Source organism: Rhodanobacter sp. UC4448_H15, from assembly GCF_052978265.1.
Genome location: NZ_CM129665.1, coordinates 787562 through 808680 on the forward strand (window position 1 = coordinate 787562; position 21119 = coordinate 808680).

Here is a 21119-nt window from a genome sequence, read left to right on the forward strand (position 1 = left end):
GTCAGGCGGCGCGCGCGGTGGCCTGCGCGCGCAGGCGGCCGAAGTAGACGTCTTCCAGGTCCGGCGCCACCGGTTCGAAGCCCGCTTCGGGCCGCTCGTCGGCGAGCACGTGCAGCAGGGTGCGCCCCGCGGCGAGGCGCGTGGAGAGGATGTTCATGCGCGCGCGGTAGCCGTCCAGCTCGGCCTTGTCGATGCTGCGCCGCCAGACCCTGCCCTCCAGCGCACGGATCGCCTCGTACGGTTCGCCGGTCAGCAGCACCTGGCCCTGGCCGATGATCGCCATGCGCGAACACAGGTCGGTGACGTCCTCCACGATGTGGGTGGACAGGATCACCACCATCCGCTCGCCCAGCTCGGCGAGCAGGTTGAGGAAGCGGTTGCGTTCTTCCGGATCGAGGCCCGCGGTGGGCTCGTCGACGATGATCAGGCGCGGTTCGCCGATCAGCGCCTGGGCAATGCCGAAGCGCTGGCGCATGCCGCCGGAGTAGGTGCCGAGCTTGCGCTTGCGCACGTCCCACAGGTTGACCTGGCGCAGCAGGGCCTCGACCAGCTCGCGCCGCTCGCCCTTCACGGTGACGCCCTTGAGCACGGCGAAGTGCTCCAGCATGGCCTCGGCCGAGACTTTCGGATACACGCCGAACTCCTGCGGCAGATAGCCGAGCAGGCGGCGGGTGGCCTGCTTGTCGGCGAGCAGGTCCATGCCGTCCAGCGTGATGGTGCCTTCGTCCGGGTCCTGCAGCGTGGCGATGGTGCGCATCAGCGAGGACTTGCCCGCGCCGTTGGGACCGAGCAGGCCGAACATGCCGGCCGGGATGTCCAGCGATACGCCGCGCAGCGCCCGGACGCCATTGGCGTAGGTCTTGGAAAGGTCACGCAGGATCAGCATCGAGAAGGTTCCTGTGCCGCGTGCTGCGGCTTGTCATGGCATCAGGGTAGGGCACGAACGCGAACGCCGCGCCCGCTCAAGGTAATGCATACGCCTGCGAATGGAAGGTGCCGTTGGTATGGCCCGGCATGGCGCCGCCCGGGCGCACCGCGCGCGCCTTGGTTATGATTGACGTCTTGACTGGCGCCGCGCCATCCCCGAGCGCCGCACCAAAAGCCTTGCAGGAGTCATCATGGCCGACCTCAAAGAAGCCCTCGTCCCCGACATCGGCCACGACGGCGTGCCCGTCATCGAAGTACTGGTCAAGGCCGGCGACAGGGTCGAGAAGGACCAGAGCCTGGTCACGCTTGAATCGGACAAGGCCACGATGGAAGTGCCCGCGCCGTTCGCCGGCACCATCAAGGAGATGAAGCTCAAGGTGGGCGACGAGGTTTCCGAGGGCGCGGTGATCGCCCTCATCGAAGCCGACGGCGCAGCCGCCGAAGCGCCTGCCGCCAAGCCCGCCGCCGCAGCGCCGGTGCCGGCGCCGCCCGCGCCTGCCCCGGCCCCCGCCGAACCGAAGCCCGCCCCCGTCGCCGCCCCGGCCGCCCAGCCGGGCCACGCGCCCGAAGGCGACGTGTCGCCGCAGGCGCGCCCGCCGATGGATGCCAGCATCGTGATGCCCGGCGACGCGCCGTATGCCAGTCCCGCCGTGCGCGCCTTCGCGCGCGAGCTGGGCGTGGACATCCGCCAGGTCAAGGGCAGCGGCCGTGGTGGGCGCATCCAGCGCGACGATGTCAGCGGCTATGTCAAGCATGCGCTGGCCTCCGGTGCGCGGCCGTCGGGCGGGGCCAGCGCTGCGGTCGGCGGCCTCAGCCTGCTGCCGTGGCCGAAGGTCGACTTCGCCAAGTTCGGCGCGATCGAGGAGAAGCCGCTGTCGCGCATCCAGAAGATCTCCGGCGCGAACCTGGCGCGCAACTGGGCGATGATCCCGCACGTCACCCAGCACGAGGACGCCGACATCACCGAGATGGAGGCGTTCCGCAAGCAGCTCGGCGCCGAGAACAAGGACCTCAAGATCAGCCCGCTGGTGTTCCAGATCAAGGCGGTGGTGGCCGCGCTGAAGCAGTTCCCGCAGTTCAACGCCTCGCTCGACGAGTCGGGCGAGAAGCTGATCCTGAAGAAGTACTTCCACATCGGCATCGCGGTGGACACGCCCGACGGCCTGGTGGTGCCGGTGATCCGCGACTGCGACAAGAAGGGCCTGCTCGACCTGGCGCGCGACCTGGCCGAAATCTCGAAGAAGGCGCGCGACAAGAAGCTCGGCCCGGCCGAGATGTCCGGCGGCTGCTTCTCGATCAGCTCGCTCGGCGGCATCGGCGGCACCTACTTCACGCCGATCGTCAACGCGCCGGAAGTCGCCATCCTCGGCGTCTCCAAGTCGGTGACCAAGCCGGTGTGGAACGGCAAGGAATTCGCGCCGCGGCTGATCCTGCCGCTGTCGCTGTCGTACGACCATCGGGTGATCGACGGCGCGCTCGCCGCGCGCTTCGCCAGCTTCCTCGCCAATCAGCTCGGCGACATCCGCCGGCTGCTGCTCTGACGGGGGGCGATGACCATGGCGAACACGATCGAGATCAAGGTTCCCGACATCGGCGGCCACGACAGCGTGCCGGTGATCGAAGTGCTGGTGAAAGTCGGCGACACGGTGGCGACGGAACAGAGCCTGATCACGCTGGAGTCGGACAAGGCGACCATGGAGATTCCTTCCAGCGCCGCCGGCGTGATCAGGGAGCTGAAGCTCAAGGTGGGCGACGAGGTTTCCGAGGGTGCGGTGATCGCCGTATTGGAAACCGACGGTGCAGCCGTCTCGCCGTCCCCCTCTCCCGCTTCGGGAGACGACCGCAAGGATGCGGGAGGTAGAGCAATGCAAGGAGCAATTGCCGAGGGCAGGGGTGAGGGTGCGGGGTCGCCGGGCAGCTCCAACGAAGAAGCGACCAAGAGCAGCCAGCCTCCTGCGAGCTCCCCCCCCTCACTTCAATCTTCTCTCCAGGGGAGAGAGGAAGCGAAGGCGCCGCAGGCGGCAGCGGCATCGTCCAAGCCCGCCGACATCCAGTGTCAGCTGGTCGTGCTCGGCTCCGGCCCCGGCGGCTATTCGGCCGCGTTCCGCGCCGCCGACCTTGGCGTCGACACCGTGCTGGTGGAGCGCTATGGCACGCTCGGCGGCGTCTGCCTCAACGTGGGCTGCATCCCGTCCAAGGCGCTGCTGCATGCCGCCGCGGTGATCGACGAGGCCGCGGCGATGGCCGCGCACGGCGTCGCATTCGGCGCACCGAAGATCGACCTGGACAAGCTGCGCAGCTTCAAGGGCAAGGTGGTCGGCCAGCTCACCGGCGGCCTCGCCGCGATGGCGAAGCAGCGCAAGGTGCGCACGCTCGTGGGCACCGGCATGTTCGTGTCGCCGCACGAGATGGAAGTCCAGACGGCCGAAGGCACGAAGCTGATCCGCTTCGAGCATGCGATCATCGCCGCCGGCTCGCAGTCGGTGAAGCTCCCGGCGTTCCCGTGGGACGACGAGCGCGTGGTGGATTCCACCGGCGCGCTGGAACTCAAGGACGTGCCGAAGAACCTGCTGGTCGTCGGCGGCGGCATCATCGGGCTGGAAATGGCCACGGTGTACTCGGCACTGGGCAGCGCGGTGACCGTGGTCGAGTTCATGGACCAGCTGATCCCCGGCGCCGACGCCGACCTGATCCGGCCGCTGGCCAAGCGCCTGGCCGGCCGGCTCAAGGGCGTGCACCTGAAGACCAAGGTGGTCAGCGCGAAAGCCACGAAGAAAGGCATCGAGGTCGGCTACGAAGGCGACAGCATTCCCGAAACCACGCTGTTCGACCGCGTGCTGGTCGCGGTGGGCCGCTCGCCGAACGGCAACAAGATCGGTGCGGACAAGGCCGGCGTGGCGGTGAGCGAGCGCGGCTTCATCAACGTCGACACGCAGATGCGCACCAATGTGCCGCACATCTACGCCATCGGCGACCTGGTCGGCCAGCCGATGCTGGCGCACAAGGCCACCCACGAGGCGCACGTCGCGGCGCAGGCCGTGGCCGGGCAGAAGAGCCACTTCGACGCGCGGGTGATCCCGTCGGTCGCCTACACCGACCCGGAAATCGCCTGGGTCGGCGTGACCGAGCGCGAGGCGAAGGAGAAGGGCCTGAAGGTCGGCGTCGGCAAGTTCCCGTGGGGCGCCTCGGGCCGTGCCATCGGCATCGACCGCACCGAGGGTTTCACCAAGCTGATCTTCGACGAAGACACCCACCGCATCGTCGGCGCCGGCATCGTCGGCGTGCACGCCGGCGACCTGATTTCCGAGCTGGCGCTGGCGATCGAGATGGGTGCCGAGGCGGCCGACATCGCGCTCACCATCCATCCGCATCCCACCCTGGGCGAGTCGGTCGGCATGGCGGCGGAAGTCTACGAAGGCACCATCACCGACCTGTACCTGCCGAAGAAGAAGTAGGCAGGGCGGTGGCGGAAAGCGGAAGCCCGGGGTGATCCGGGTTTTTCCGCGGGCAGATCCGAAGGTAGCGCGAGCGCTGGGCGCTCAAGGCAGCGAGGCCGCCATGTCATTGAAGGTATGCGTCGCCGGCGCCACGGGATGGGCCGGCTCCGAACTCGCCCGTGGCATCGCCGCGGCCGGGGACCTGGCACTGCTGAGCGCGGTGTCGCGTCGCCATGCCGGGCAGCTGCTCGGTGACGTGCTGGGCGAACCGCGGCTGGCGGCGCCGGTGTTCGCCACGACCACCGAGGCACTGGCGCAACCCTGCGACGTGTTCGTCGAGTACACCCATCCGGACAGCGCCAAGGCGAACATCCTCGCTGCGCTGGAGCAGGGCGCGCACGTGGTGGTGGGCACCTCGGGCCTCACCGACGCGGATTACGCGCAGATTGACGCGCTGGCGCGCGAGCGGCGGCGCGGCGTGCTGGCCTGCGGCAACTTCGCGCTGACCGCGGTGCTGCTGATCAAGTTCGCCGAGATGGCGGCCAAGCTGATCCCGCAGTGGGAACTCATCGACTACGCCGGCGCCGGCAAGCCGGACGCGCCCAGCGGCACCGTGCGCGAGCTGGCCACGCGCATGGGCAAGGTGCGCCAGCCGCAGCTGGAGGTGCCGCTGGAGCGGACGGTCGGCCTGCGCGAGACGCGTGGCGGCACGCTGGCCGGCAGCCAGGTGCACGCGTTGCGCCTGCCCGGTTTCGTGCTCGGCGCCGAGGCGATCTTCGGCCTGCCGGACCAGACCCTGACGATCCGCCACAACGCCGGCGGCAGCGCCAAGCCCTACGTGGACGGCGCGCTGCTGGCGATTCGCAAGGCGCCCGGCCTGCTCGGCCTGCACCGCGGGCTGGACGCCGTGCTGGATCTGTAGGAGCCCGCTGGCGGGCGATGCTTTTACGTCACGCGACGAAGAGCATCGCCCGCCAGCAGGCTCCTGCAAGCCGGGTGGAAGGGCATCGTGGCCGGCTCAGTTTGGCCGCTTCCCTATCTGCCGCTGCCATAGTCCCAGCAGCCACGACGCGCCGAGGCAGCCGCCCAGCGCCAGCAGCCAGTGCGTGGCCGGGGCGTGCGGGGCCGGCAGCAGCGCCGCGAACGAGGGCAGCCAGGTGCCGCCGTAGATCGCCACCACCGCGCCCGCGGCCACGGCCAGGGCAATCGCCAGCGCCAGCGCCAGCAGGGATTCGACCGAGCGACCGGCGGGACCGGCCGCGACCCGCGCAGCCAGCTGTCGCGCGAAATCCGCCGGCAGCGCGTCCGGCAACGGTTCGCGCAGGGTGCGCGCGAGCAGGCGGTAGCGTCGGCTGCGCGCATCGTCGCCGGTGGAGTCGAGCTGCAGGCGCTCGCGCCGCATGGCGTTTTCCTGCGCCAGCCATTCGCGCTCCTGCGCGGCGTCGTCGAAGGGCGGGATGTGGTCGTCGATGTGCTGGATCATGCTGCAACTCCGGTCCGTGTTTCGAGCGCACCGCGCAGGCGCAGGCGCGAGCGGAACAGGTGGCTCTTGATGGTGCCGTTGGCCAGTCCTGTCATCCGGGCGATCTCCGGAATGGTGGCCTCTTCGAGGTAGTACAGGGTCAGCAGCGTGCGCTGCAGGGGCGGCAACTGCTCGATCGCGGCGTGCAGGTGCCGCGCCGTTTCCTCATCCGCGCAGGCCGCCTCCAGGTCGAAGCCGTCGCCGATGTTTTCCACCAGCGCGTAGTCGTCGCTGTCGTCGCTGGGCTCGACCAGCGCAATGCGCTTGTGCTGCAGGTGGCGCAGCGCGATGGTGTACGCGACGCGGCCGATCCAGGATTTCAGCGCGCTCTCGCCGCGGTACTGGTGCAGGCACTGGTGCACGCGCAGGAAGGTGTCCTGGCACAGCTCGCGCGCGTCCTCCGGGTTGCGCACCATGCGCTGGATGATGTGCCAGCACAGTCCCTGGTGTTCGCGCACGAGACGTTCGAACGCGCCCGGCCGGTTGGCCAGCACGGCGTCGACCAGCTCGCGGTCGGGGCTGCTGCGGATGTCATCCATGGGCAATGGATACGTGCCGGCGGGAAACGGTTGCGGCGATCTTGCTGCAACCGTTCGGTGAAAGCCCGTATCCAAGGTCACGAAGGTCCACCATCCGCCGCCGAGGAGTCACCCCATGAATTTCGAAGCCCTGATCCCGATCAGCCTGTTTGTCTGCATTGCCTATGCCATCAAGGTCGTGGTCGACGCGCGGGTGCGCCAGCGCATGGTCGCCGCCGGTGGTTCGGCGGACCTGGTCGACTCGGTGCTGCGCGACGAGGAGCTGCGCCGGCGCCATTCCTCGCTGCGCTGGGGCATCGTGCTGGTCGCGCTGGCGCTCGGCTTCGGCCTGATCCAGTGGTTCGGCTGGCAGGACGTCACCCCCGGCATGGTCGCCGTGCTGGCCGGCGCCACCGGCCTGGGCAACCTGGCGTTCTTCGCGATCTCGCGCAAGCTCGCCTGAAGCTGGTTCAATGGCGGGCATCGCCGCGCTGTCGGCATGCCCGCATGAGCCGGTCGCGTGAACGAACAACTGCTGTTCAACCTGGTGGACCTGGCCGGCACGTTCGCGTTCGCGATCAGCGGCGCGACCGCGGCCAGGCGCGGCAACCTCGATCTGTTCGGCATCCTGGCAATCGCCTTCATTACCGCGTGCGGCGGCGGCATCGCGCGCGACCTGTGCATCGGCGCGATCCCGCCGGCCGGCCTGTCGGACTGGCGCTACCTGTTCACCGCCGTGGTCGCCGCGCTGCTGACCATCGTGGCCTATCCGTGGGTGGAGCGGCTGACCTATCCGGTGCGGCTGTTCGATGCGATGGGGCTGGGCCTGTTCGCGGTGTATGGCGCGCACAAGGCGCTGGCGTACGGCAACAACGCCGAGGTCGCGATCCTGCTCGGCATCGTCACCGCGGTCGGCGGCGGCATGGCGCGCGACGTGCTGCTGACCCGCGTCTCGATCGTGCTGCAGCGGGAGATCTACGCTTCGGCGGCACTGATCGGCGCCGCACTGACGGTGCTTGGCGAACATCTCCACTGGCCGGCGGTGTGGGCGACCTGGCTGCCGATCCTGGTGTGCTTCGGCCTGCGCTTCCTGTCGCTGCACCTGCACTGGAACCTGCCGCGCTTCGGACGCAGCAAGCCGCACTGACGTGCCGCTCTTCCTCCCGTGCGCGGCACGCACTGCCATTGGTCACCTTTGCCCGGTTGGCATCGCATGCTAGTTTTCCGGATTCGGGCGGGGAGCCCGTCATTCCAGGGAACTGCTACATGACTGCAGCGAGCGTGCGCATCGAGTCCGTCACCAAGCGTTTTTCCGGGCACACGGCGGTGAATCGCCTGTCCATGGAAATCCCCGGCGGCGGCATCTTCGGGCTGCTTGGCCCCAACGGCGCCGGCAAGTCCACCACGATCCGCCTGATCATGGGCATCCTGGAGCCGGACGAAGGCAGGATCGTGCTGTTCGACTCGCCGCACAACAGCCGCGCGCTGTCCCAGCGCATCGGCTACCTGCCGGAAGAGCGCGGGCTGTACAAGAAGATGAAGGTGCTCGACCACCTGATCTTCCTGGGCGAGACCAAGGGCATCGGCCGCGCCGACGCGCGCAAGCGCGCGCAGGCCTGGCTGGAGCGGCTCGGCGTCAGCGACTGGGCGCAGAAGAAGGTCGAGGACCTGTCCAAGGGCATGCAGCAGAAGGTGCAGTTCGCCGGCGCGCTGCTGCACGAGCCCGAACTGGTGATCCTCGACGAACCGTTCTCCGGCCTCGACCCGGTCAATGCGCAGGTGATGAAGGACATCGTGGTGGCGATCGCCGCCGAAGGCCGCACCGTGCTGTTCTCCACCCACGTGATGGAGCAGGCCGAGCGCATGTGCGACCGCATCGCGATCATCGCGCGCGGCGAGATGGTGGTGAACGGCACGGTGGCGCAGGTCAAGGAGGATTTCGGCGGGCGCCACGTGGCGCTGGGCTTCACCCACGACAAGGCGCGCGCCGCGAACATCCTGGCCGATCGCGCGCTGATCGCCCGCGTCGACGATTATGGTGCCTCCGCCGAGCTGCAGATGGCCGATGGCGCCGACCCCGAACAACTGCTCGCGGCGCTGGTGCGCGAAGGCGTCGGCCTGCGCCGGTTCGAGGTGGTCGAACCGTCGCTGCATGCCATTTTCATCGCCAAGGTCGGCGCCGAAGCCGCCACCGCCCACGCCGGAGTCGCCGCATGAAGAAGATCATTGCCGTTGTCCGCCGCGAGTTCGTCGAACGCGTGCGCACCAAGGCGTTCGTGATTTCCACCGTGCTGCTGCCGGTGTTCATGGTGGCGATGGTGCTGTTGCCCGCGCTGATGATGAGCGGCGGCGACCGCACCAGCCGGGTGGCCGTGGTGGATGCCTCCACCACGAATCTCGGCCAGCGCGTCAGCCAGGCACTCGAGGCGGAAAAGATCGGCAAGGGAGCCGACGCCAAGTCGCGCTACACCGTGCAGGTGTTTCCGGCTACCGGCGATGATCTTGCCAAGGTGCGCGACGGGCTGATCGCCGAGACCGGTTTTTCCAGCAGCAAGAAGAAGGATGGCTGGAACGGCGTGCTGGTGCTCACCGATGAGACGCTGGCCACCGGCAAGCTTGCCTACTACGGCGGCAATGTCGGTTCGCTGGAAGCCATGAGCAAGTTGCAGCGCGTGGTGTCGAGTGCGCTGACCGGCGTGCGCCTGGCCAAGTCCGGCGTGGATACGGCCCTGCTCAAGGAGGCGATGAAGCCGGCCGACATGGACACCACCAAGGTCACCGACGGCAAGCAGACCGGCCAGAGCGGCACCGAGTCGTACCTGATCGCGTACTTCATGGGCTTCATCCTGTACATCGCGATCCTGATCTACGGCCAGCAGACGATGACCTCGGTGATCGAGGAAAAGACCTCGCGCATCATGGAGGTGCTGACCTCGTCGCTGACCCCGTTCCAGATGCTGCTGGGCAAGGTGCTCGGCGTGGGCCTGGCGGGGCTGGCGCAGATGGGGATCTGGGGCGGCACCGCGCTGGTGCTCAGCAGCCAGCGGTTGCCGCTGGCCGGCATGTTCGGCATGAGCGCCGATGCGGCGCAGAGCTTCCCGATCCCGAGCATGCCGCCGGGGTTGCTGGTGGTGTTCCTGCTGTATTTCGCGCTGGGTTTCATGCTCTACGGCGCGCTGTACGCGGCGATCGGCGCGATGTGCAACACGATCCAGGAGACCCAGCAGTACGCGATCTTCGTCACCGTGTTCATCATCGTGGGCTTCTTCGCGGTGTTCGCCCTGATCAAGGACCCGACCGGTCCGCTTGGCGTGACGATGTCCTACGTCCCGTTCTTCGCGCCGTTCACGATGCCCGTGCGCTGGTCGCTGACCTCGGTGCCGCCCATGGAACTGGTGTTGTCGCTGACGCTGATGGTGCTCGCCCTGCTGGCCTGCGTGTGGCTGGCCGCGCGGATCTACCGCACCGGTATCCTGATGTACGGCAAGAAGCCGTCGTGGGGCGAACTGTGGCGCTGGATCAGGGCGTGAGCGTCGCCTACACGCGGTAGGCGACGGTCTTCATCAGCATCGAGCTCACGTGCATCAACTGCGGCAGCGGAAATGGCAGCTCGATGCCGCCGCGCTGCTGCGCGGCTTCGGCGTGGCGGATCTCGTCGGCCTGCATGGTGGTCAGCACCGCGCGCGAGCGCGCATCCTGCGGTGGCAGCTTTTCCAGGTGTTCGGCCAGGTGGGTTTCCACCTGGCGTTCGGTTTCCACCACGAAACCGAGGCTGAGCGGGTCGCCGGCCAGTGCGGCGGCGGCACCGATGGCATAGCTGCCGGCGTACCACAGGGGATTGAGCAGGCTGGGGCGGCTGTGCAGTTGCTGCAGGCGTTCGGCGCACCAGGCCAGGTGGTCGGTCTCCTCGCTCGCGGCGTGCAGCAGGTGTTCGCGGTTGTCGGCGTCGCGGGCCAGCGCGGCCTGGCCCACGTAGAGCGCCTGGGCGCAGACCTCGCCGGTGTGGTTGACCCGCATCAGGCCGGCGGCGTGGCGGCGCTCGGTCTCGTCCAGGTCCGACTCGGCGATGCCGGCGGCGGGCGAGGGGCGTGTGGCGGGCGGCGTGCCCGCGATCGCTTCCAGGGCGCGTTCGCCGGCCATCAGCAGGCGATCGAGGCGGCTCAGGTGACGGATGCTCATGGTCTTCCAGGCGGCGGGCAGGGGCGGGACTTCTCAAGCCCGCCGACGTTCATGCTATCATTGCCGACTCACAGCTCGCCGGCCGGTGGGCTTGCGCCCTGGATGACAGCTCCGCTATCATCTTGCGCCTTTGTTCCACCGAAGCATGCTTCCCATCATGGGTACCGCCTCCCGGCGGTCGACAGGTATTTGAAATGAAAACGTTCAGCGCCAATGCCGACAACGTCAAGCGCGACTGGTTCGTGGTCGATGCCACGGACAAGACGCTCGGTCGCCTGTCGACCGAGATCGCCCGTCGTCTGCGCGGCAAGCACAAGCCGGAATACACCCCGCATTGCGACACCGGCGATTATATCGTCGTGGTCAATGCCCAGAAGGTGCATGTCACCGGCGCCAAGCTGGACGACAAGATGTACCACCGCTTCACCGGCTACGTCGGCAACCTGAAGACCATGAGCCTGAAGGACCTGCTGGCGACCCACCCGGAGCGCGTGATCGAGATCGCCGTCAAGGGCATGCTGCCGAAGAACCCGCTGGGCCGCGAGATGTACCGCAAGCTCAAGGTGTACGGCGGCGCCGAACATCCGCATACCGCACAGCAGCCGCAGGCGCTGGAGATCTAAGGAAATGAGCATGACGACCCAGCAGAATTACGGCACTGGCCGCCGCAAGACCTCCGCCGCCCGCGTGTTCCTGCGCAAGGGCAGCGGCGCCATCGAAGTCAACGGCAAGTCGCTCGAGCAGTTCTTCGGTCGCGAGACCTCCTGCATGATCGTGCGCCAGCCGTTGGAACTGACCGAGAGCACCGGCAAGTTCGACATCAAGGTGACGGTCGCCGGTGGCGGCATCACCGGCCAGGCCGGCGCGATCCGCCTGGGCATCGCCCGCGCGCTGGTCGAGTACGACGAAAGCCTGAAGTCGCCGCTGCGCAAGGCCGGTTTCGTGACCCGCGACGCCCGCGAGGTCGAGCGCAAGAAGATCGGCCTGCACAAGGCCCGTCGTGCGACCCAGTTCTCCAAGCGCTAAACTGAAGCTCTACAGCCCCGTCGCCAAGCGGTAAGGCACCTGACTCTGACTCAGGCATTCGGTGGTTCGAATCCATCCGGGGCTGCCAAATCCGATCGAAAGCCCGCCTTCCGGCGGGCTTTTTCGTTGGCGCGGCCGGTTGTGGCAGCGATACGCAAATTCGCAGAAAATTACGTGATCTGGCGCGGCCTTACCCTTTTTTTCTGCATTGCAGCAGCGTAAAATTCCCGCTTTCCACGCTGTGAAACCTCGATGACGCCAGCCACTGACGATCCTGTCGGGCACGCCGACGTGCGCACGGTCGGCAGCACCGACGCGCTACCGATCGCCCCCGCCCTGGGGCTGTCGCTGGATGCGGCGCGGATGCCGCGCAAGTCCACCCTGGTCAACCACCGCATCCTGCTGATCAGCGTGCTGGCGGTGATCCTGGGCGTGGCCTCGGCCTACGTGGCGCAGCTGCTGATGCTGCTGATCAACCTCATCACCGACCTGTGCTACTACGGCCGCATCTCCGACGTGATCGGGCCGAACGCGAGGCCAGGTTCGTTCGTGTTGTCGCCGGCCGGCACTGCCATCGGCGCCTGGGTGATCCTGATGCCGGCCATCGGCGGCCTGACTGCCGGCATCATGGCGCGCTGGGGCTCGCGCGCGATCCAGGGTCACGGCATCCCCGAGGCAATGGAGCAGATCCTCACCAACGAATCGAACATCCCCGCGCGGATGACCTGGCTCAAGCCGGTGTCCTCCGCCTTCGCCATCGGCACCGGCGGTCCGTTCGGTGCCGAGGGCCCGATCATCTCCACCGGCGGCGCGCTGGGTTCGCTGATCGGGCAGTTGCTGCGCGTCACCGCCAACGAGCGCAAGGTGCTGCTGGCAGCCGGCGCGGCGGCGGGCATGGCGGCGGTGTTCGGTGCGCCGGTGGCCTCGCTGGTGCTGGCCGTGGAGCTGCTGCTGTTCGAATTGCGCCCGCGTTCGCTGATCCCGGTGGCGCTGGCCACGGTGACCGCGGTGGGCGTGCGCTACGCCAGCTACGGCGCGGCGCCGGTGTTCCCGATGCCCGACGTGCCCGAGCCCGGCAGCCTGGCGCTGGCCGGTTTCGTGCTGATCGGCGGGCTGGTCGGCTACGCCTCGATCTGGGTGACCCGCGCGGTGTACGGCGTCGAGGACCTGTTCGAGAAACTGCCGATCCATTGGATGTGGTGGCCCGTCATCGGAGCACTGGTCGCCGGTTTCGTGGGCTGGATCGACCCGCGCACCCTGGGCGTGGGCTACGACAACATCGACGCCCTGGTGCAGGGGCATTTCGGCCTTGCCGTGCTGCTCAGCTTCGGCGCGCTGAAATTCATCTCCTGGGTGATCTCGCTGGGCAGCGGCACCTCCGGCGGCACGCTGGCGCCGCTGTTCATGATCGGCGGTTCGCTCGGCGCGGCGCTGGCCATCGGCTTCAACTACGCGCTGCCGGCATTCCACATCGACCTGCGCATCGCGGCGCTGGTGGGCATGGCGGCGATCTTCGCCGGCTCCTCGCGCGCACTGCTCACCGCCGTGGTGTTCGCCTTCGAGACCACGCGCCAGCCGGCGGCGCTGTTGCCGCTGCTGGGCGGCTGCACGGCGGCCTACCTGATCTCGGCGCTGATCATGCGCAACACCATCATGACCGAGAAGATCGCCCGCCGCGGCGTGCGCGTGCCCTCGGAATACGCCGCCGACTACCTGGAGCAGGTCAGCGTGGGCACGGCCTGTTCGCGCGACGTGGCCACGCTCAAGACCACCCAGGCGCTGGCCGAGGTACGTCGCTGGCTGAACGACGAGGCGCCGCACTCGCATCACCAGGGTTTCCCCGTGGTGGACGAGCGCGGCCGCGTGCAGGGCGTGCTGACCCGGCGCAGCCTGCTCGATCCGCAGTGGCATTACACGCTGACCCTGGGTGAGCTGATCACGCGCCCGCCGGTCGCGGTGAACGAGAACCACTCGCTGCGCGAAGCGGCCGACCACATGGTGGCCGAAAGCGTAGGCCGCGTGGTGGTGGTGAGCAAGGACGACCCGCACAAGCTGGTCGGCATCCTCACCCGCGGCGACATCCTGGCCGCGCACGGCAAGCGGCTGCGCGAGGCGCGCTACGCCGGACGCCACATCAAGCTCGGCAAGTCGAACAAGCCAAGCCCCGCCGCGTAGGGCAGGCACGGCCCGCCGCCCTCCCGCGAGCACCGACGACAGCGGCGCGCCGCGAGCGCCGCTCCGACTTACATCTCGCGATCGCCGACCAGCACCACGTCGGCCGGCCGGCGTGCGAACAGGCCGACGGTGACGATGCCCGGGAGCTGGTTCAGCTTCTCCTCCAGTCCTACCGGGTCGGTGATCTGCCAGCCGTGTACGTCGATGATCCAGTTGCCGTTGTCGGTGACCACGCCATCGCGCCATACCGGATTGCCGCCCAGCTTGACGATCTCGCGGCCGATCAGGCTGCGCGCCATCGGGATCACCTCGATCGGCACCGGGAACTTGCCGAGCAGCTCGACCTGCTTGCTGGAATCGATGATGCAGACGAACTTGTCGCTGGCCGCGGCGACGATCTTCTCGCGCGTGAGCGCCGCGCCGCCGCCCTTGATCAGCCGCTTGTGCCCGTCGCACTCGTCGGCGCCGTCGATGTAGATCGACAGCGGGCCGGTCGCGTTGAGGTCGAGCACCGGGATGCCGAGCTTCTTCAACTGCGCGGTGGATTGCTCCGAGCTGGACACCGCACCCTGGATGCGATCCTTCAGGTCGGCCAGCGCGTCGATGAAGAACGCCACGGTGGAACCGGTGCCCACGCCGACGATGGCGCCATCCTCGACATAGCGGATCGCGGCTTCGCCGGCCTGGCGTTTTTCGTTGGCGTTGCTCATGGGGGTGCGGTCCCGAAGAAAACCGCATTATGGCGGTCAGCAGTCCGCGCGGCGAGCACGGCTCTTGCGGCTCCCGATTCAGAGGGCGGGCAATGCCACCCTGCGAGCGGAGCCCGGTGGATGCGGGTCATCACTCGAGAGCGAGGATGTACTCCCAGTGCGCCGCCTCCACCGGCATCACCGACAGCCGGTTGCCCTTGCGCAGCAGGGCCATGCCCTCCAGCGCGGGATCGCCCTTGAGCTCGTCCAGGCTGATCGTGCGCTTGAGCTTCTTCACGAACTTCACGTCGACCAGCATCCAGCGCGGGTTGTCGCGCGAGCTGCCGGCGTCGAAGTACTTGCTCTTGGGATCGAACTGGCTGGGATCGGGGTAGGCGTCAGTGGCCACTTCGGCGATGCCGACAATGCCCGGTACGGCGCAGTTGGAGTGGTAGAAGAACACCTTGTCGCCGGGACGCATGCCGTCGCGCATGAAGTTGCGCGCCTGGTAGTTGCGCACGCCGTCCCAGGGTTCGCGCTTCTTGCGTTTCAGGTCATCGATCGAGAAGGCGTCCGGTTCGGACTTCATCAGCCAGTGGTTCATGCGGCGTGCTCCGGCGAGTCAGGATGGTCGGGACCGGTGCGGTTGCAGTCGATCAGTTCGCGTTCGGTGGCGACGAAATCCAGCGGCACGTCCCAGTCCTGCTCGTCGATCTCGGGCAGTTCCTGGAACGCATAGGCGATGCCGACCAGCAGTGGTTCGGTGGGGCGCACCTGTTCATTGAGGAAGGCGAAGCCGCGGTCGTAGTAGCCGCCGCCGTGGCCGAGCCGGTTGCCGCGGCGGTCGAAGCCGAGCAACGGGACCAGCACCAGGTCGAGCTGGAACGGTTCGAACAGTTCGCCCGGCTGCGCCGGTTCGGGAATGCCGTAGCGGTTGGCCTCCACCGCGTCGCCGGGCTTCCAGGCGGCAAAGCGCAGCTGCCGGCCCGGGCCGGTCACCGGCAACAGAAACTGCTGCCCGCGCGAGGCCAGCGGCGGGATCACCAGGTTCAGCGGCAGCTCGCCGTGGCTGGCCCAGTAGCCGGCGACCCGCTGGTCGGTGAAGTATTCCGGAAGTTGTTCCAGGCTGCGGCGCAGACCCTGCGCGGCCGTGATGCGTTCGGTGGGGGGCAGCGCGCGGCGCTGCTGGGCCAGGCGCTGGCGAAGCTCGCGGCGTTGGGCGGGGGCGTCCACGTGTCGCTCGGCTCCGTCATGGGTGCGCCCTGTTCGTCATCCGGCAATCCGGATGACGAACAGGGCGGGAATCAAGTGGCGTAAACCGCAATGCCGCTGCCCACCAAACGACCTTGATCCACGATGGATCAGGTGGGAGGGCAACATGGCCTCGAGGCTTTCCGCACGCGGCGGACATGCACAACAGCCGATGTAGAGCCGACCCGGGGCCGTATTTAGGAACAAGGCAAATGTAAGAGTGTGCTGGCGAACACCGCAGAAAACGCCGAGGTCAATTCTAGGCGCTTGCCCGGAAATGTCCACCGTTCGCCACGGCGCGGCGCGCGCCGTTCAGGACTTGGCCGGGTCGCCTTCGAGCGCCGCGCTGAGCTTGCTGCGCAGGCTGGCCAGCCCGTCGCTGAGGCGCTGGTTCTGCCCCTCGTGCTGCTTGCGCAGGATGATGAACTCGTGCGCGACGCTGATCGCCGCGAGTACGGCAAGGCGCTCGAAGCCTGGTGCCTTGGCGTGGGCGCGCAATTCGCGCATCTTGCGGTCGAGGTATCCGGCCGCCTCCAGCAGGCCTTCGCGTTCTTCCGGCGCGCAGGCGATCAGGAATTCGCGATCGATGAGTCGCAGCGCGACCGGTTCAGTGCTGGACATGGGTTCGGTCAACCGTTGCTCTCAAGCGATTTCAGCCGCTGGATCATCGCCTCGACCCGGCTGCGTGCCTGCTCGTTGCGTGCCAGCAGGCCGGCGCGTTCGCCGGAAAGCTGCTCCTGGCTCTGGCGCAGGCTGCGGTTCTCCTCGCTGAGCCGGCGCACGGTATCGAGCAGGCGATCCATCTGCTGGCCCAGGGCGGCCAACTCTTGCTGGACAGGGTCAACATGGTCTGGCGTGCTCATGCGCGAAACTATAGCAGGACGCCGGCGGATTTCCGCCTCGTGGCGCACGCTGCCGGCAGCGTGCGGCGGCTGCATTAAACTTGGCTCACTGACCGCAGGACAAGCGCCGTGACCGATACCGACGAGATGGACCACGAGGAGCTGCAGGCATTGGTCGTGCGGCTGCGCCTGGGCACCAGCGCCAGCGAATTGCATGGCTCGCTGACCGGCTACCTGGCCGGTGGCGGGGCGGTGGGCGGCGATGCGCTGCTCGGCGTGCTGGAACTGGATGGCGAGGCAACCGAACCCACCGCCACGGACCGCGCCGAACTCGATGCACTGGCACGGCAGAGCCAGGCGGCGCTGGTCGATGCCGAGCTGGGCTTCGAGCCGCTGCTGCCGGCGGACGACCGCCCGCTGCACGAACGCGCCGACGCCGTGGTGGAATGGTGCCGCGGCTTTCTCGGCGGCTTCGGCCTGGCCGGCGCCGCCGCCCAGGCGTCGCTGTCGGGCGAGGCGCAGGAGGTACTGCGCGACCTGGGCACGATCGCCGGCTCCTCGTTCGATTTCGGCAACGAGAGCGAGGACGAGGACGCGCTGATCGAGGTGCACGAATTCGTGCGCATGGCGGCGATGCTGCTGTTCGCCGAGTGCGGCGCGCGCGATGGCGTTGGCGGGAACACCGTGCATTGAATGCTCCCACGGCCAGCCTGGCGGGGCTTGCGATCGCCGCCGAGGAGTTCGCGCGCCGCCGCCGCCAGCTGATGCAGATGGCCGGCCCCGACGCGGTGCTGCTGGTGGCCGCCGCGCCCGAGCGCATGCGCAACGCCGATGCGGCGTGGCCGTATCGGCAGAACTCCGACTTCCACTATCTGGCCGGCTTCCCCGAGCCCGATGCCGTGCTGGCGCTGCTGCCCGGACGCGCGCATGGCGAGGCGGTGCTGTTCTGTCGCGAGCGCGACATCGAGCACGAGCGCTGGCACGGCCCCAGCATCGGCACCGAGCAGGCGGTGGCGGCCTGGGGCATGGACGATGCGTTCCCGATCGACGATATCGACGACATCCTGCCCGGCATGATCGAGGGCCGCGCGCGGGTGTACTGCCACTTCGGCCACGAGCCCGCGTTCGACGCGCAATTGCTGGGCTGGATGCGCCGCCTGCGCCAGTTGCGCGGCGGCGGCGTGGTGCCCAAGGAGTTCGTCGCGCTGGGCCACTTGCTGCACGATCTGCGCCTGTTCAAGTCGCGCGCCGAACTCAAGCTGATGCGCGCTTCTGCAGCGATCGCGGTGGAGGCGCAACTGGCCGCGCTGCGGCTGGCGCGGCCGGGTCGTCACGAGTACGAGGTCGAAGCCGAACTGCTGGGCACGATCCGCCGCCACGGCGCGGTGCCCGCGTTTGCGCCCACCGTGGCCGGCGGCGCGAATGCCTGCGTGATGCACTACCAGGGCAATCGCGCACCGCTGCGCGAGGGCGAGCTGCTGCTGATCGACGCGGGCGCGGAACTCGATTGCTACGCCTCGGACATCAGCCGCACGTTTCCGCCCAACGGTCGCTACAGCCGCGAGCAGCGCGCGCTGTACGAGGTGGTGCTGGCCGCGCAGCTGGCGGCGATCGAGCAGGTGCGGCCCGGCCTGCCGTTCAACGCCGCGCACGGTGCGGCGGTGCGCGTGCTGAGCGAAGGCCTGTGCGCGCTCGGCCTGCTCGACGGCGATGCGGACGCGGCGGTCGCCAGCGGCAGCTACCGGCGGTTCTTCGCCGCCAAGACCGGCCACTGGCTGGGCCTTGACGTGCACGACGTGGGCGACTACCGCATCGACGGCGAATCGCGCCTGCTCGAACCGGGCATGGTGCTGACGGTGGAACCGGGGCTGTACGTGGCGCCGGACGATCGCTCGGTGGCCGAGCGCTGGCGCGGCATCGGCATCCGCATAGAGGACGACGTGGCGGTGACCCGCGACGGCCACGAGGTGCTGACGGCGGCGATGCCGAAGGACCCGGTCGAGATCGAGGCGCTGCTCGCGGGGCGCTGATCCCCGCGCGGCGAAACGCCACGCGGCGTACCGCCGCGCACCACGAGGCGTGCACGTTTGCCGGCTTATAGTCGGGCGATCCAAGCCGCAGGCGATGACGATGACGGCCGAGTTCCTGTCGCGGATCCAGTTCGGTTTCGTGATGTCGTTCCACATCCTGTTTCCCGCGTTCACCATCGGCCTGGCCAGCTGGCTGGTGTTCCTGGAGGCGCTGTGGCTGCGCCGGCGCAGCGAGATGTTGCGCGACCTGTACTTCTTCTGGCTCAAGGTGTTCGCCGGCTCGTTCGGGCTGGGCGTGGTTTCCGGCATCGTGATGAGCTTCCAGTTCGGCACCAACTGGGCCGGCCTCTCCACCGTGGCGGGCAACGTGCTCGGGCCGCTGCTGAATTACGAGGTGATGACGGCGTTTTTCCTGGAGGCCACCTTCCTCGGCGTGATGCTGTTCGGCTGGAATCGCGTGGGCCACCGCACGCATTTCTTCGCCACCTGCATGGTCGCGCTGGGCACGCTGATCTCCAGCTTCTGGATACTGGCGGCGAACAGCTGGATGCAAACGCCGCAGGGCTACGCGGTCGTCGACGGGGTGATCCATGCCACCGACTGGTGGGCGGCGATCTTCAACCCGTCGTTCCCGACCCGGCTGGTGCACATGGTGCTGGCGTGCTTCCTGAGCACGGCGCTGGTGATCGGCGGCGTGGCGGCGTGGTATCTGCTGCGCGGCATCTGGCAGGACAAGGCGCGGCTGATGCTGCGCTGCGCGCTGGCGCTGGTGGCGTTGGTGATCCCGTTGCAGATCTTCGTGGGCGATCTCTCCGGCCTGGTGGTGCGCGAGTACCAGCCGGCCAAGCTGGCGGCGATCGAGGCACGCTGGACCACCGGGAAAAGCGTGCCGCTGACCCTGTTCGCGTGGCCGGACGAGAAGGCCGAGCGCAACGATTACGCGCTCGACGTGCCGCACCTGGGCAGCCTGATCCTCACCCACAGCTGGAGCGGCGAAGTGCGGGGGCTGAAGGATTTTCCCGTGCACGACCGCCCGCCGGTCGCCGCGCCGTTCTTCAGTTTCCGCATCATGGTCGGCCTCGGCGTGCTGATGTTGCTGCTGGCACTGACGGGCGTGCTGCTGTGGTGGCGCCGACGCCTGTTCGAGCACCGCTGGTACCTGCGCTGCTGGATCGCGATGATGCCGGCCGGTTTCATTGCCCTGCTCACCGGCTGGTACACCGCCGAGATCGGCCGCCAGCCGTGGGTGGTCTACGGCGTGATGCGCACCGTCGACGCCGCCAGTCCGGTGGCAGCCTCCAGCGTGCTCACCTCGCTGATCGTGTATTTCGTCACCTACATGATCCTGTTCGGCTTCGGCAGCTGGTACCTGTTCAAGGTGCTGCGCCACGGTCCGGAGGCGGCACCGCCGCGATTCGGCGCCGAGGCCACCGCGGCGCGGCCGCTGGCCGTGGTCGACGATGGCGGGGAGGACTGAGCATGGAACTTTCCACGACGCTGCCGGTGGTGTGGTTCCTGATCATCGGCTTCGCGATCATGATGTACGTGCTGCTGGACGGTTTCGTGCTCGGTATCGGCATCCTCACCCCGTTCGCCGATGACGAGGCGCAGCAGGAGCTGATGATGAACACCGCCGCGCCGATCTGGGACGGCAACGAGACCTGGCTGGTGATGGGCGGCGCCGGGCTGATGGCGGCGTTCCCGCGCGCCTATGCGGTGATCCTGTCCAGCCTGTACCTGCCGGTGCTGGCGATGCTGATCGCGCTGATCTTCCGCGGCGTGGCGTTCGAGTTCCGCTTTCGGGCGCATACCTCGCGACGCATCTGGGGCGTGGGGTTCCACCTGGGCTCGGTGGTTGCGGCGTTTGCGCAAGGCCTGATGCTGGGCGCCATCGTCGAAGGCATGCCGGCCGAAGGCGGCAAGTACCTGCACGGCGCGTTCGCCTGGTTCAGCCCGTTCGCGGTGATGACCGGCATGGCGCTGGTGTTCGGCTACGGCCTGCTCGGCGCGACCTGGCTGGTGCTCAAGACCGAAGGCCGGCTGCAGCGCATCGCGCGCGACCTGACCCGCCCGCTGATGCTTGCGGTGATCGCGTTCATGGTGATGGTGAGCGCGTGGCTGCCGTTCCTCGATTCGCGGTTGATGGATCGCTGGTTCGCCTGGCCGAACTTGCTGTATCTGTCGCCGCTGCCGATCCTCACTGTGGCAGTCGCCGCCTGGTTGTGGCGCGCGGTGCTGGCCAATCGCGAGGTGGCGCCGTTCGTGCTTGCGCTGAGCTTCTTCGCGCTGGGCTTCCTCGGCCTGGTGGCCGGCATGTGGCCGAACATCGTGCCGCCCGACATGAGCATCTGGGACGCTGCCTCGCCACCCTCCAGCCAGGGTTTCGTGCTGGTCGGCGCGGCCGTCATGATCCCGGTGGTGTTGTTCTATACCGCGTACTCGTACCGCGTGTTCCGCGGCAAGGTGCGCGCGGGCGAGGGGTATCACTGATTGGAGCAGGGAATCGGGAATGGGGAATAGGGA

At 68.2% G+C, this 21119-nt stretch carries 23 protein-coding genes, 1 tRNA gene and 1 other RNA gene; 15 read left to right on the forward strand and 10 right to left on the reverse strand.

Annotated elements, in window-relative coordinates:
* Position 1: 1 nt before the first annotated feature.
* A complete protein-coding gene (locus ACVCMI_RS03355; protein WP_395121118.1) occupies positions 2-886 on the reverse strand; it encodes an ABC transporter ATP-binding protein in 885 nt (294 codons plus the stop codon).
* Positions 887-1118: 232 nt separating this feature from the next.
* On the opposite strand from ACVCMI_RS03355, the gene aceF reads away from it, so the two are divergent.
* The 3 genes from aceF (at position 1119) to dapB (ending at position 5286) form a co-directional block, all read left to right on the forward strand.
* Positions 1119-2468: a dihydrolipoyllysine-residue acetyltransferase gene (gene aceF, locus ACVCMI_RS03360; protein ID WP_447097442.1), complete on the forward strand. Its 1350-nt coding sequence runs from the start codon at positions 1119-1121 to the stop codon at positions 2466-2468.
* Positions 2469-2483: 15 nt separating this feature from the next.
* The gene (gene lpdA / locus ACVCMI_RS03365; protein WP_447097441.1) at positions 2484-4382 is read left to right on the forward strand and encodes a dihydrolipoyl dehydrogenase; all 1899 of its coding nucleotides are present in this window, start codon (positions 2484-2486) and stop codon (positions 4380-4382) included.
* Positions 4383-4485: 103 nt separating this feature from the next.
* Positions 4486-5286, forward strand: coding sequence for a 4-hydroxy-tetrahydrodipicolinate reductase (dapB, locus tag ACVCMI_RS03370; RefSeq protein WP_447097440.1), 801 nt, complete (start codon positions 4486-4488; stop codon positions 5284-5286).
* Positions 5287-5382: 96 nt separating this feature from the next.
* On the opposite strand, the gene ACVCMI_RS03375 is transcribed toward dapB, so the two are convergent.
* Positions 5383-5847, reverse strand: a complete 465-nt coding sequence (locus ACVCMI_RS03375) for a hypothetical protein (RefSeq protein WP_447097439.1) — start codon at positions 5845-5847, stop codon at positions 5383-5385.
* Positions 5844-6425 carry an RNA polymerase sigma factor gene (locus tag ACVCMI_RS03380; RefSeq protein WP_395121126.1) on the reverse strand — a complete coding sequence of 194 codons (582 nt, stop codon included), beginning with the start codon at positions 6423-6425 and terminating at the stop codon, positions 5844-5846. Before ACVCMI_RS03380 ends, ACVCMI_RS03375 begins: the two co-directional genes overlap by 4 nt.
* A 115-nt stretch (positions 6426-6540) precedes the next feature.
* On the opposite strand from ACVCMI_RS03380, the gene ACVCMI_RS03385 reads away from it, so the two are divergent.
* The 4 genes from ACVCMI_RS03385 (at position 6541) to ACVCMI_RS03400 (ending at position 9934) form a co-directional block, all read left to right on the forward strand.
* The gene (locus ACVCMI_RS03385) at positions 6541-6867 is read left to right on the forward strand and encodes a hypothetical protein (RefSeq protein WP_395121128.1); all 327 of its coding nucleotides are present in this window, start codon (positions 6541-6543) and stop codon (positions 6865-6867) included.
* Between the two features lie 57 nt (positions 6868-6924).
* Positions 6925-7551: a trimeric intracellular cation channel family protein gene (locus tag ACVCMI_RS03390; protein WP_447097438.1), complete on the forward strand. Its 627-nt coding sequence runs from the start codon at positions 6925-6927 to the stop codon at positions 7549-7551.
* A gap of 119 nt (positions 7552-7670) precedes the next feature.
* Positions 7671-8621: an ABC transporter ATP-binding protein gene (locus tag ACVCMI_RS03395; protein WP_395121131.1), complete on the forward strand. Its 951-nt coding sequence runs from the start codon at positions 7671-7673 to the stop codon at positions 8619-8621.
* Positions 8618-9934 (forward strand): ABC transporter permease, encoded by a 1317-nt coding sequence (locus ACVCMI_RS03400; RefSeq protein ID WP_447097437.1) that lies wholly within the window; start codon positions 8618-8620, stop codon positions 9932-9934. Before ACVCMI_RS03395 ends, ACVCMI_RS03400 begins: the two co-directional genes overlap by 4 nt.
* A gap of 7 nt (positions 9935-9941) precedes the next feature.
* On the opposite strand, the gene coq7 is transcribed toward ACVCMI_RS03400, so the two are convergent.
* Positions 9942-10583, reverse strand: a complete 642-nt coding sequence (gene coq7, locus ACVCMI_RS03405) for a 2-polyprenyl-3-methyl-6-methoxy-1,4-benzoquinone monooxygenase (RefSeq protein ID WP_447097436.1) — start codon at positions 10581-10583, stop codon at positions 9942-9944.
* Between the two features lie 194 nt (positions 10584-10777).
* On the opposite strand from coq7, the gene rplM reads away from it, so the two are divergent.
* From rplM to ACVCMI_RS03425, 4 genes are all read left to right on the forward strand, one after another.
* The gene (rplM, locus tag ACVCMI_RS03410) at positions 10778-11206 is read left to right on the forward strand and encodes a 50S ribosomal protein L13 (protein WP_136258848.1); all 429 of its coding nucleotides are present in this window, start codon (positions 10778-10780) and stop codon (positions 11204-11206) included.
* A 10-nt stretch (positions 11207-11216) separates the two neighbouring features.
* A complete protein-coding gene (gene rpsI, locus ACVCMI_RS03415) occupies positions 11217-11609 on the forward strand; it encodes a 30S ribosomal protein S9 (protein WP_136258847.1) in 393 nt (130 codons plus the stop codon).
* A 13-nt stretch (positions 11610-11622) separates the two neighbouring features.
* Positions 11623-11697, forward strand: a tRNA-Gln gene (locus ACVCMI_RS03420).
* 164 nt (positions 11698-11861) lie between these two features.
* Positions 11862-13784 carry a chloride channel protein gene (locus ACVCMI_RS03425; RefSeq protein ID WP_395121135.1) on the forward strand — a complete coding sequence of 641 codons (1923 nt, stop codon included), beginning with the start codon at positions 11862-11864 and terminating at the stop codon, positions 13782-13784.
* A 68-nt stretch (positions 13785-13852) separates the two neighbouring features.
* Here ACVCMI_RS03425 and rpiA read toward each other — a convergent pair whose 3' ends face one another.
* From rpiA to ACVCMI_RS03455, 6 genes are all read right to left on the reverse strand, one after another.
* The gene (rpiA, locus tag ACVCMI_RS03430) at positions 13853-14494 is read right to left on the reverse strand and encodes a ribose-5-phosphate isomerase RpiA (RefSeq protein ID WP_447097435.1); all 642 of its coding nucleotides are present in this window, start codon (positions 14492-14494) and stop codon (positions 13853-13855) included.
* A 130-nt stretch (positions 14495-14624) separates the two neighbouring features.
* The gene (locus tag ACVCMI_RS03435) at positions 14625-15077 is read right to left on the reverse strand and encodes an EVE domain-containing protein (protein ID WP_395121139.1); all 453 of its coding nucleotides are present in this window, start codon (positions 15075-15077) and stop codon (positions 14625-14627) included.
* Complete coding sequence (locus ACVCMI_RS03440; RefSeq protein ID WP_447097434.1) at positions 15074-15706, reverse strand: 5-formyltetrahydrofolate cyclo-ligase; 633 nt, start codon at positions 15704-15706, stop codon at positions 15074-15076. The genes ACVCMI_RS03435 and ACVCMI_RS03440 overlap by 4 nt, the downstream gene beginning before the upstream one ends.
* A gap of 78 nt (positions 15707-15784) precedes the next feature.
* A non-coding RNA gene (gene ssrS, locus ACVCMI_RS03445) (6S RNA) lies at positions 15785-15971 on the reverse strand.
* Between the two features lie 65 nt (positions 15972-16036).
* Positions 16037-16345, reverse strand: a complete 309-nt coding sequence (locus ACVCMI_RS03450) for a cell division protein ZapA (protein WP_395121142.1) — start codon at positions 16343-16345, stop codon at positions 16037-16039.
* An 8-nt stretch (positions 16346-16353) separates the two neighbouring features.
* Positions 16354-16587 carry a TIGR02449 family protein gene (locus ACVCMI_RS03455; RefSeq protein ID WP_136258838.1) on the reverse strand — a complete coding sequence of 78 codons (234 nt, stop codon included), beginning with the start codon at positions 16585-16587 and terminating at the stop codon, positions 16354-16356.
* Between the two features lie 108 nt (positions 16588-16695).
* Between ACVCMI_RS03455 and ACVCMI_RS03460 the strand changes: the two genes are divergently transcribed.
* From ACVCMI_RS03460 to cydB, 4 genes are all read left to right on the forward strand, one after another.
* The gene (locus tag ACVCMI_RS03460; protein WP_447097433.1) at positions 16696-17259 is read left to right on the forward strand and encodes a UPF0149 family protein; all 564 of its coding nucleotides are present in this window, start codon (positions 16696-16698) and stop codon (positions 17257-17259) included.
* Positions 17256-18596: an aminopeptidase P N-terminal domain-containing protein gene (locus tag ACVCMI_RS03465; RefSeq protein ID WP_395121146.1), complete on the forward strand. Its 1341-nt coding sequence runs from the start codon at positions 17256-17258 to the stop codon at positions 18594-18596. The genes ACVCMI_RS03460 and ACVCMI_RS03465 overlap by 4 nt, the downstream gene beginning before the upstream one ends.
* A gap of 100 nt (positions 18597-18696) precedes the next feature.
* Positions 18697-20073: a cytochrome ubiquinol oxidase subunit I gene (locus ACVCMI_RS03470; RefSeq protein ID WP_447097432.1), complete on the forward strand. Its 1377-nt coding sequence runs from the start codon at positions 18697-18699 to the stop codon at positions 20071-20073.
* Between the two features lie 2 nt (positions 20074-20075).
* Entirely contained in the window at positions 20076-21086 is a 1011-nt protein-coding gene (gene cydB / locus ACVCMI_RS03475; RefSeq protein WP_395121149.1) for a cytochrome d ubiquinol oxidase subunit II, read from the forward strand.
* The last annotated feature ends 33 nt before the right edge of the window (positions 21087-21119 follow it).

Bases quoted from the DNA above. Each gene is read 5' to 3' on its own strand.
- ACVCMI_RS03355 (WP_395121118.1), bottom strand. From the start codon at position 886: ATGCTGATCCTGCGTGACCTTTCCAAGACCTACGCCAATGGCGTCCGG.
- aceF (WP_447097442.1), top strand. From the start codon at position 1,119: ATGGCCGACCTCAAAGAAGCCCTCGTCCCCGACATCGGCCACGACGGC.
- lpdA (WP_447097441.1), top strand. From the start codon at position 2,484: ATGGCGAACACGATCGAGATCAAGGTTCCCGACATCGGCGGCCACGAC.
- dapB (WP_447097440.1), top strand. From the start codon at position 4,486: ATGTCATTGAAGGTATGCGTCGCCGGCGCCACGGGATGGGCCGGCTCC.
- ACVCMI_RS03375 (WP_447097439.1), bottom strand. From the start codon at position 5,847: ATGATCCAGCACATCGACGACCACATCCCGCCCTTCGACGACGCCGCG.
- ACVCMI_RS03380 (WP_395121126.1), bottom strand. From the start codon at position 6,425: ATGGATGACATCCGCAGCAGCCCCGACCGCGAGCTGGTCGACGCCGTG.
- ACVCMI_RS03385 (WP_395121128.1), top strand. From the start codon at position 6,541: ATGAATTTCGAAGCCCTGATCCCGATCAGCCTGTTTGTCTGCATTGCC.
- ACVCMI_RS03395 (WP_395121131.1), top strand. From the start codon at position 7,671: ATGACTGCAGCGAGCGTGCGCATCGAGTCCGTCACCAAGCGTTTTTCC.
- ACVCMI_RS03400 (WP_447097437.1), top strand. From the start codon at position 8,618: ATGAAGAAGATCATTGCCGTTGTCCGCCGCGAGTTCGTCGAACGCGTG.
- coq7 (WP_447097436.1), bottom strand. From the start codon at position 10,583: ATGAGCATCCGTCACCTGAGCCGCCTCGATCGCCTGCTGATGGCCGGC.
- rplM (WP_136258848.1), top strand. From the start codon at position 10,778: ATGAAAACGTTCAGCGCCAATGCCGACAACGTCAAGCGCGACTGGTTC.
- rpsI (WP_136258847.1), top strand. From the start codon at position 11,217: ATGACGACCCAGCAGAATTACGGCACTGGCCGCCGCAAGACCTCCGCC.
- ACVCMI_RS03425 (WP_395121135.1), top strand. From the start codon at position 11,862: ATGACGCCAGCCACTGACGATCCTGTCGGGCACGCCGACGTGCGCACG.
- rpiA (WP_447097435.1), bottom strand. From the start codon at position 14,494: ATGAGCAACGCCAACGAAAAACGCCAGGCCGGCGAAGCCGCGATCCGC.
- ACVCMI_RS03435 (WP_395121139.1), bottom strand. From the start codon at position 15,077: ATGAACCACTGGCTGATGAAGTCCGAACCGGACGCCTTCTCGATCGAT.
- ACVCMI_RS03450 (WP_395121142.1), bottom strand. From the start codon at position 16,345: ATGTCCAGCACTGAACCGGTCGCGCTGCGACTCATCGATCGCGAATTC.
- ACVCMI_RS03455 (WP_136258838.1), bottom strand. From the start codon at position 16,587: ATGAGCACGCCAGACCATGTTGACCCTGTCCAGCAAGAGTTGGCCGCC.
- ACVCMI_RS03470 (WP_447097432.1), top strand. From the start codon at position 18,697: ATGACGGCCGAGTTCCTGTCGCGGATCCAGTTCGGTTTCGTGATGTCG.
- cydB (WP_395121149.1), top strand. From the start codon at position 20,076: ATGGAACTTTCCACGACGCTGCCGGTGGTGTGGTTCCTGATCATCGGC.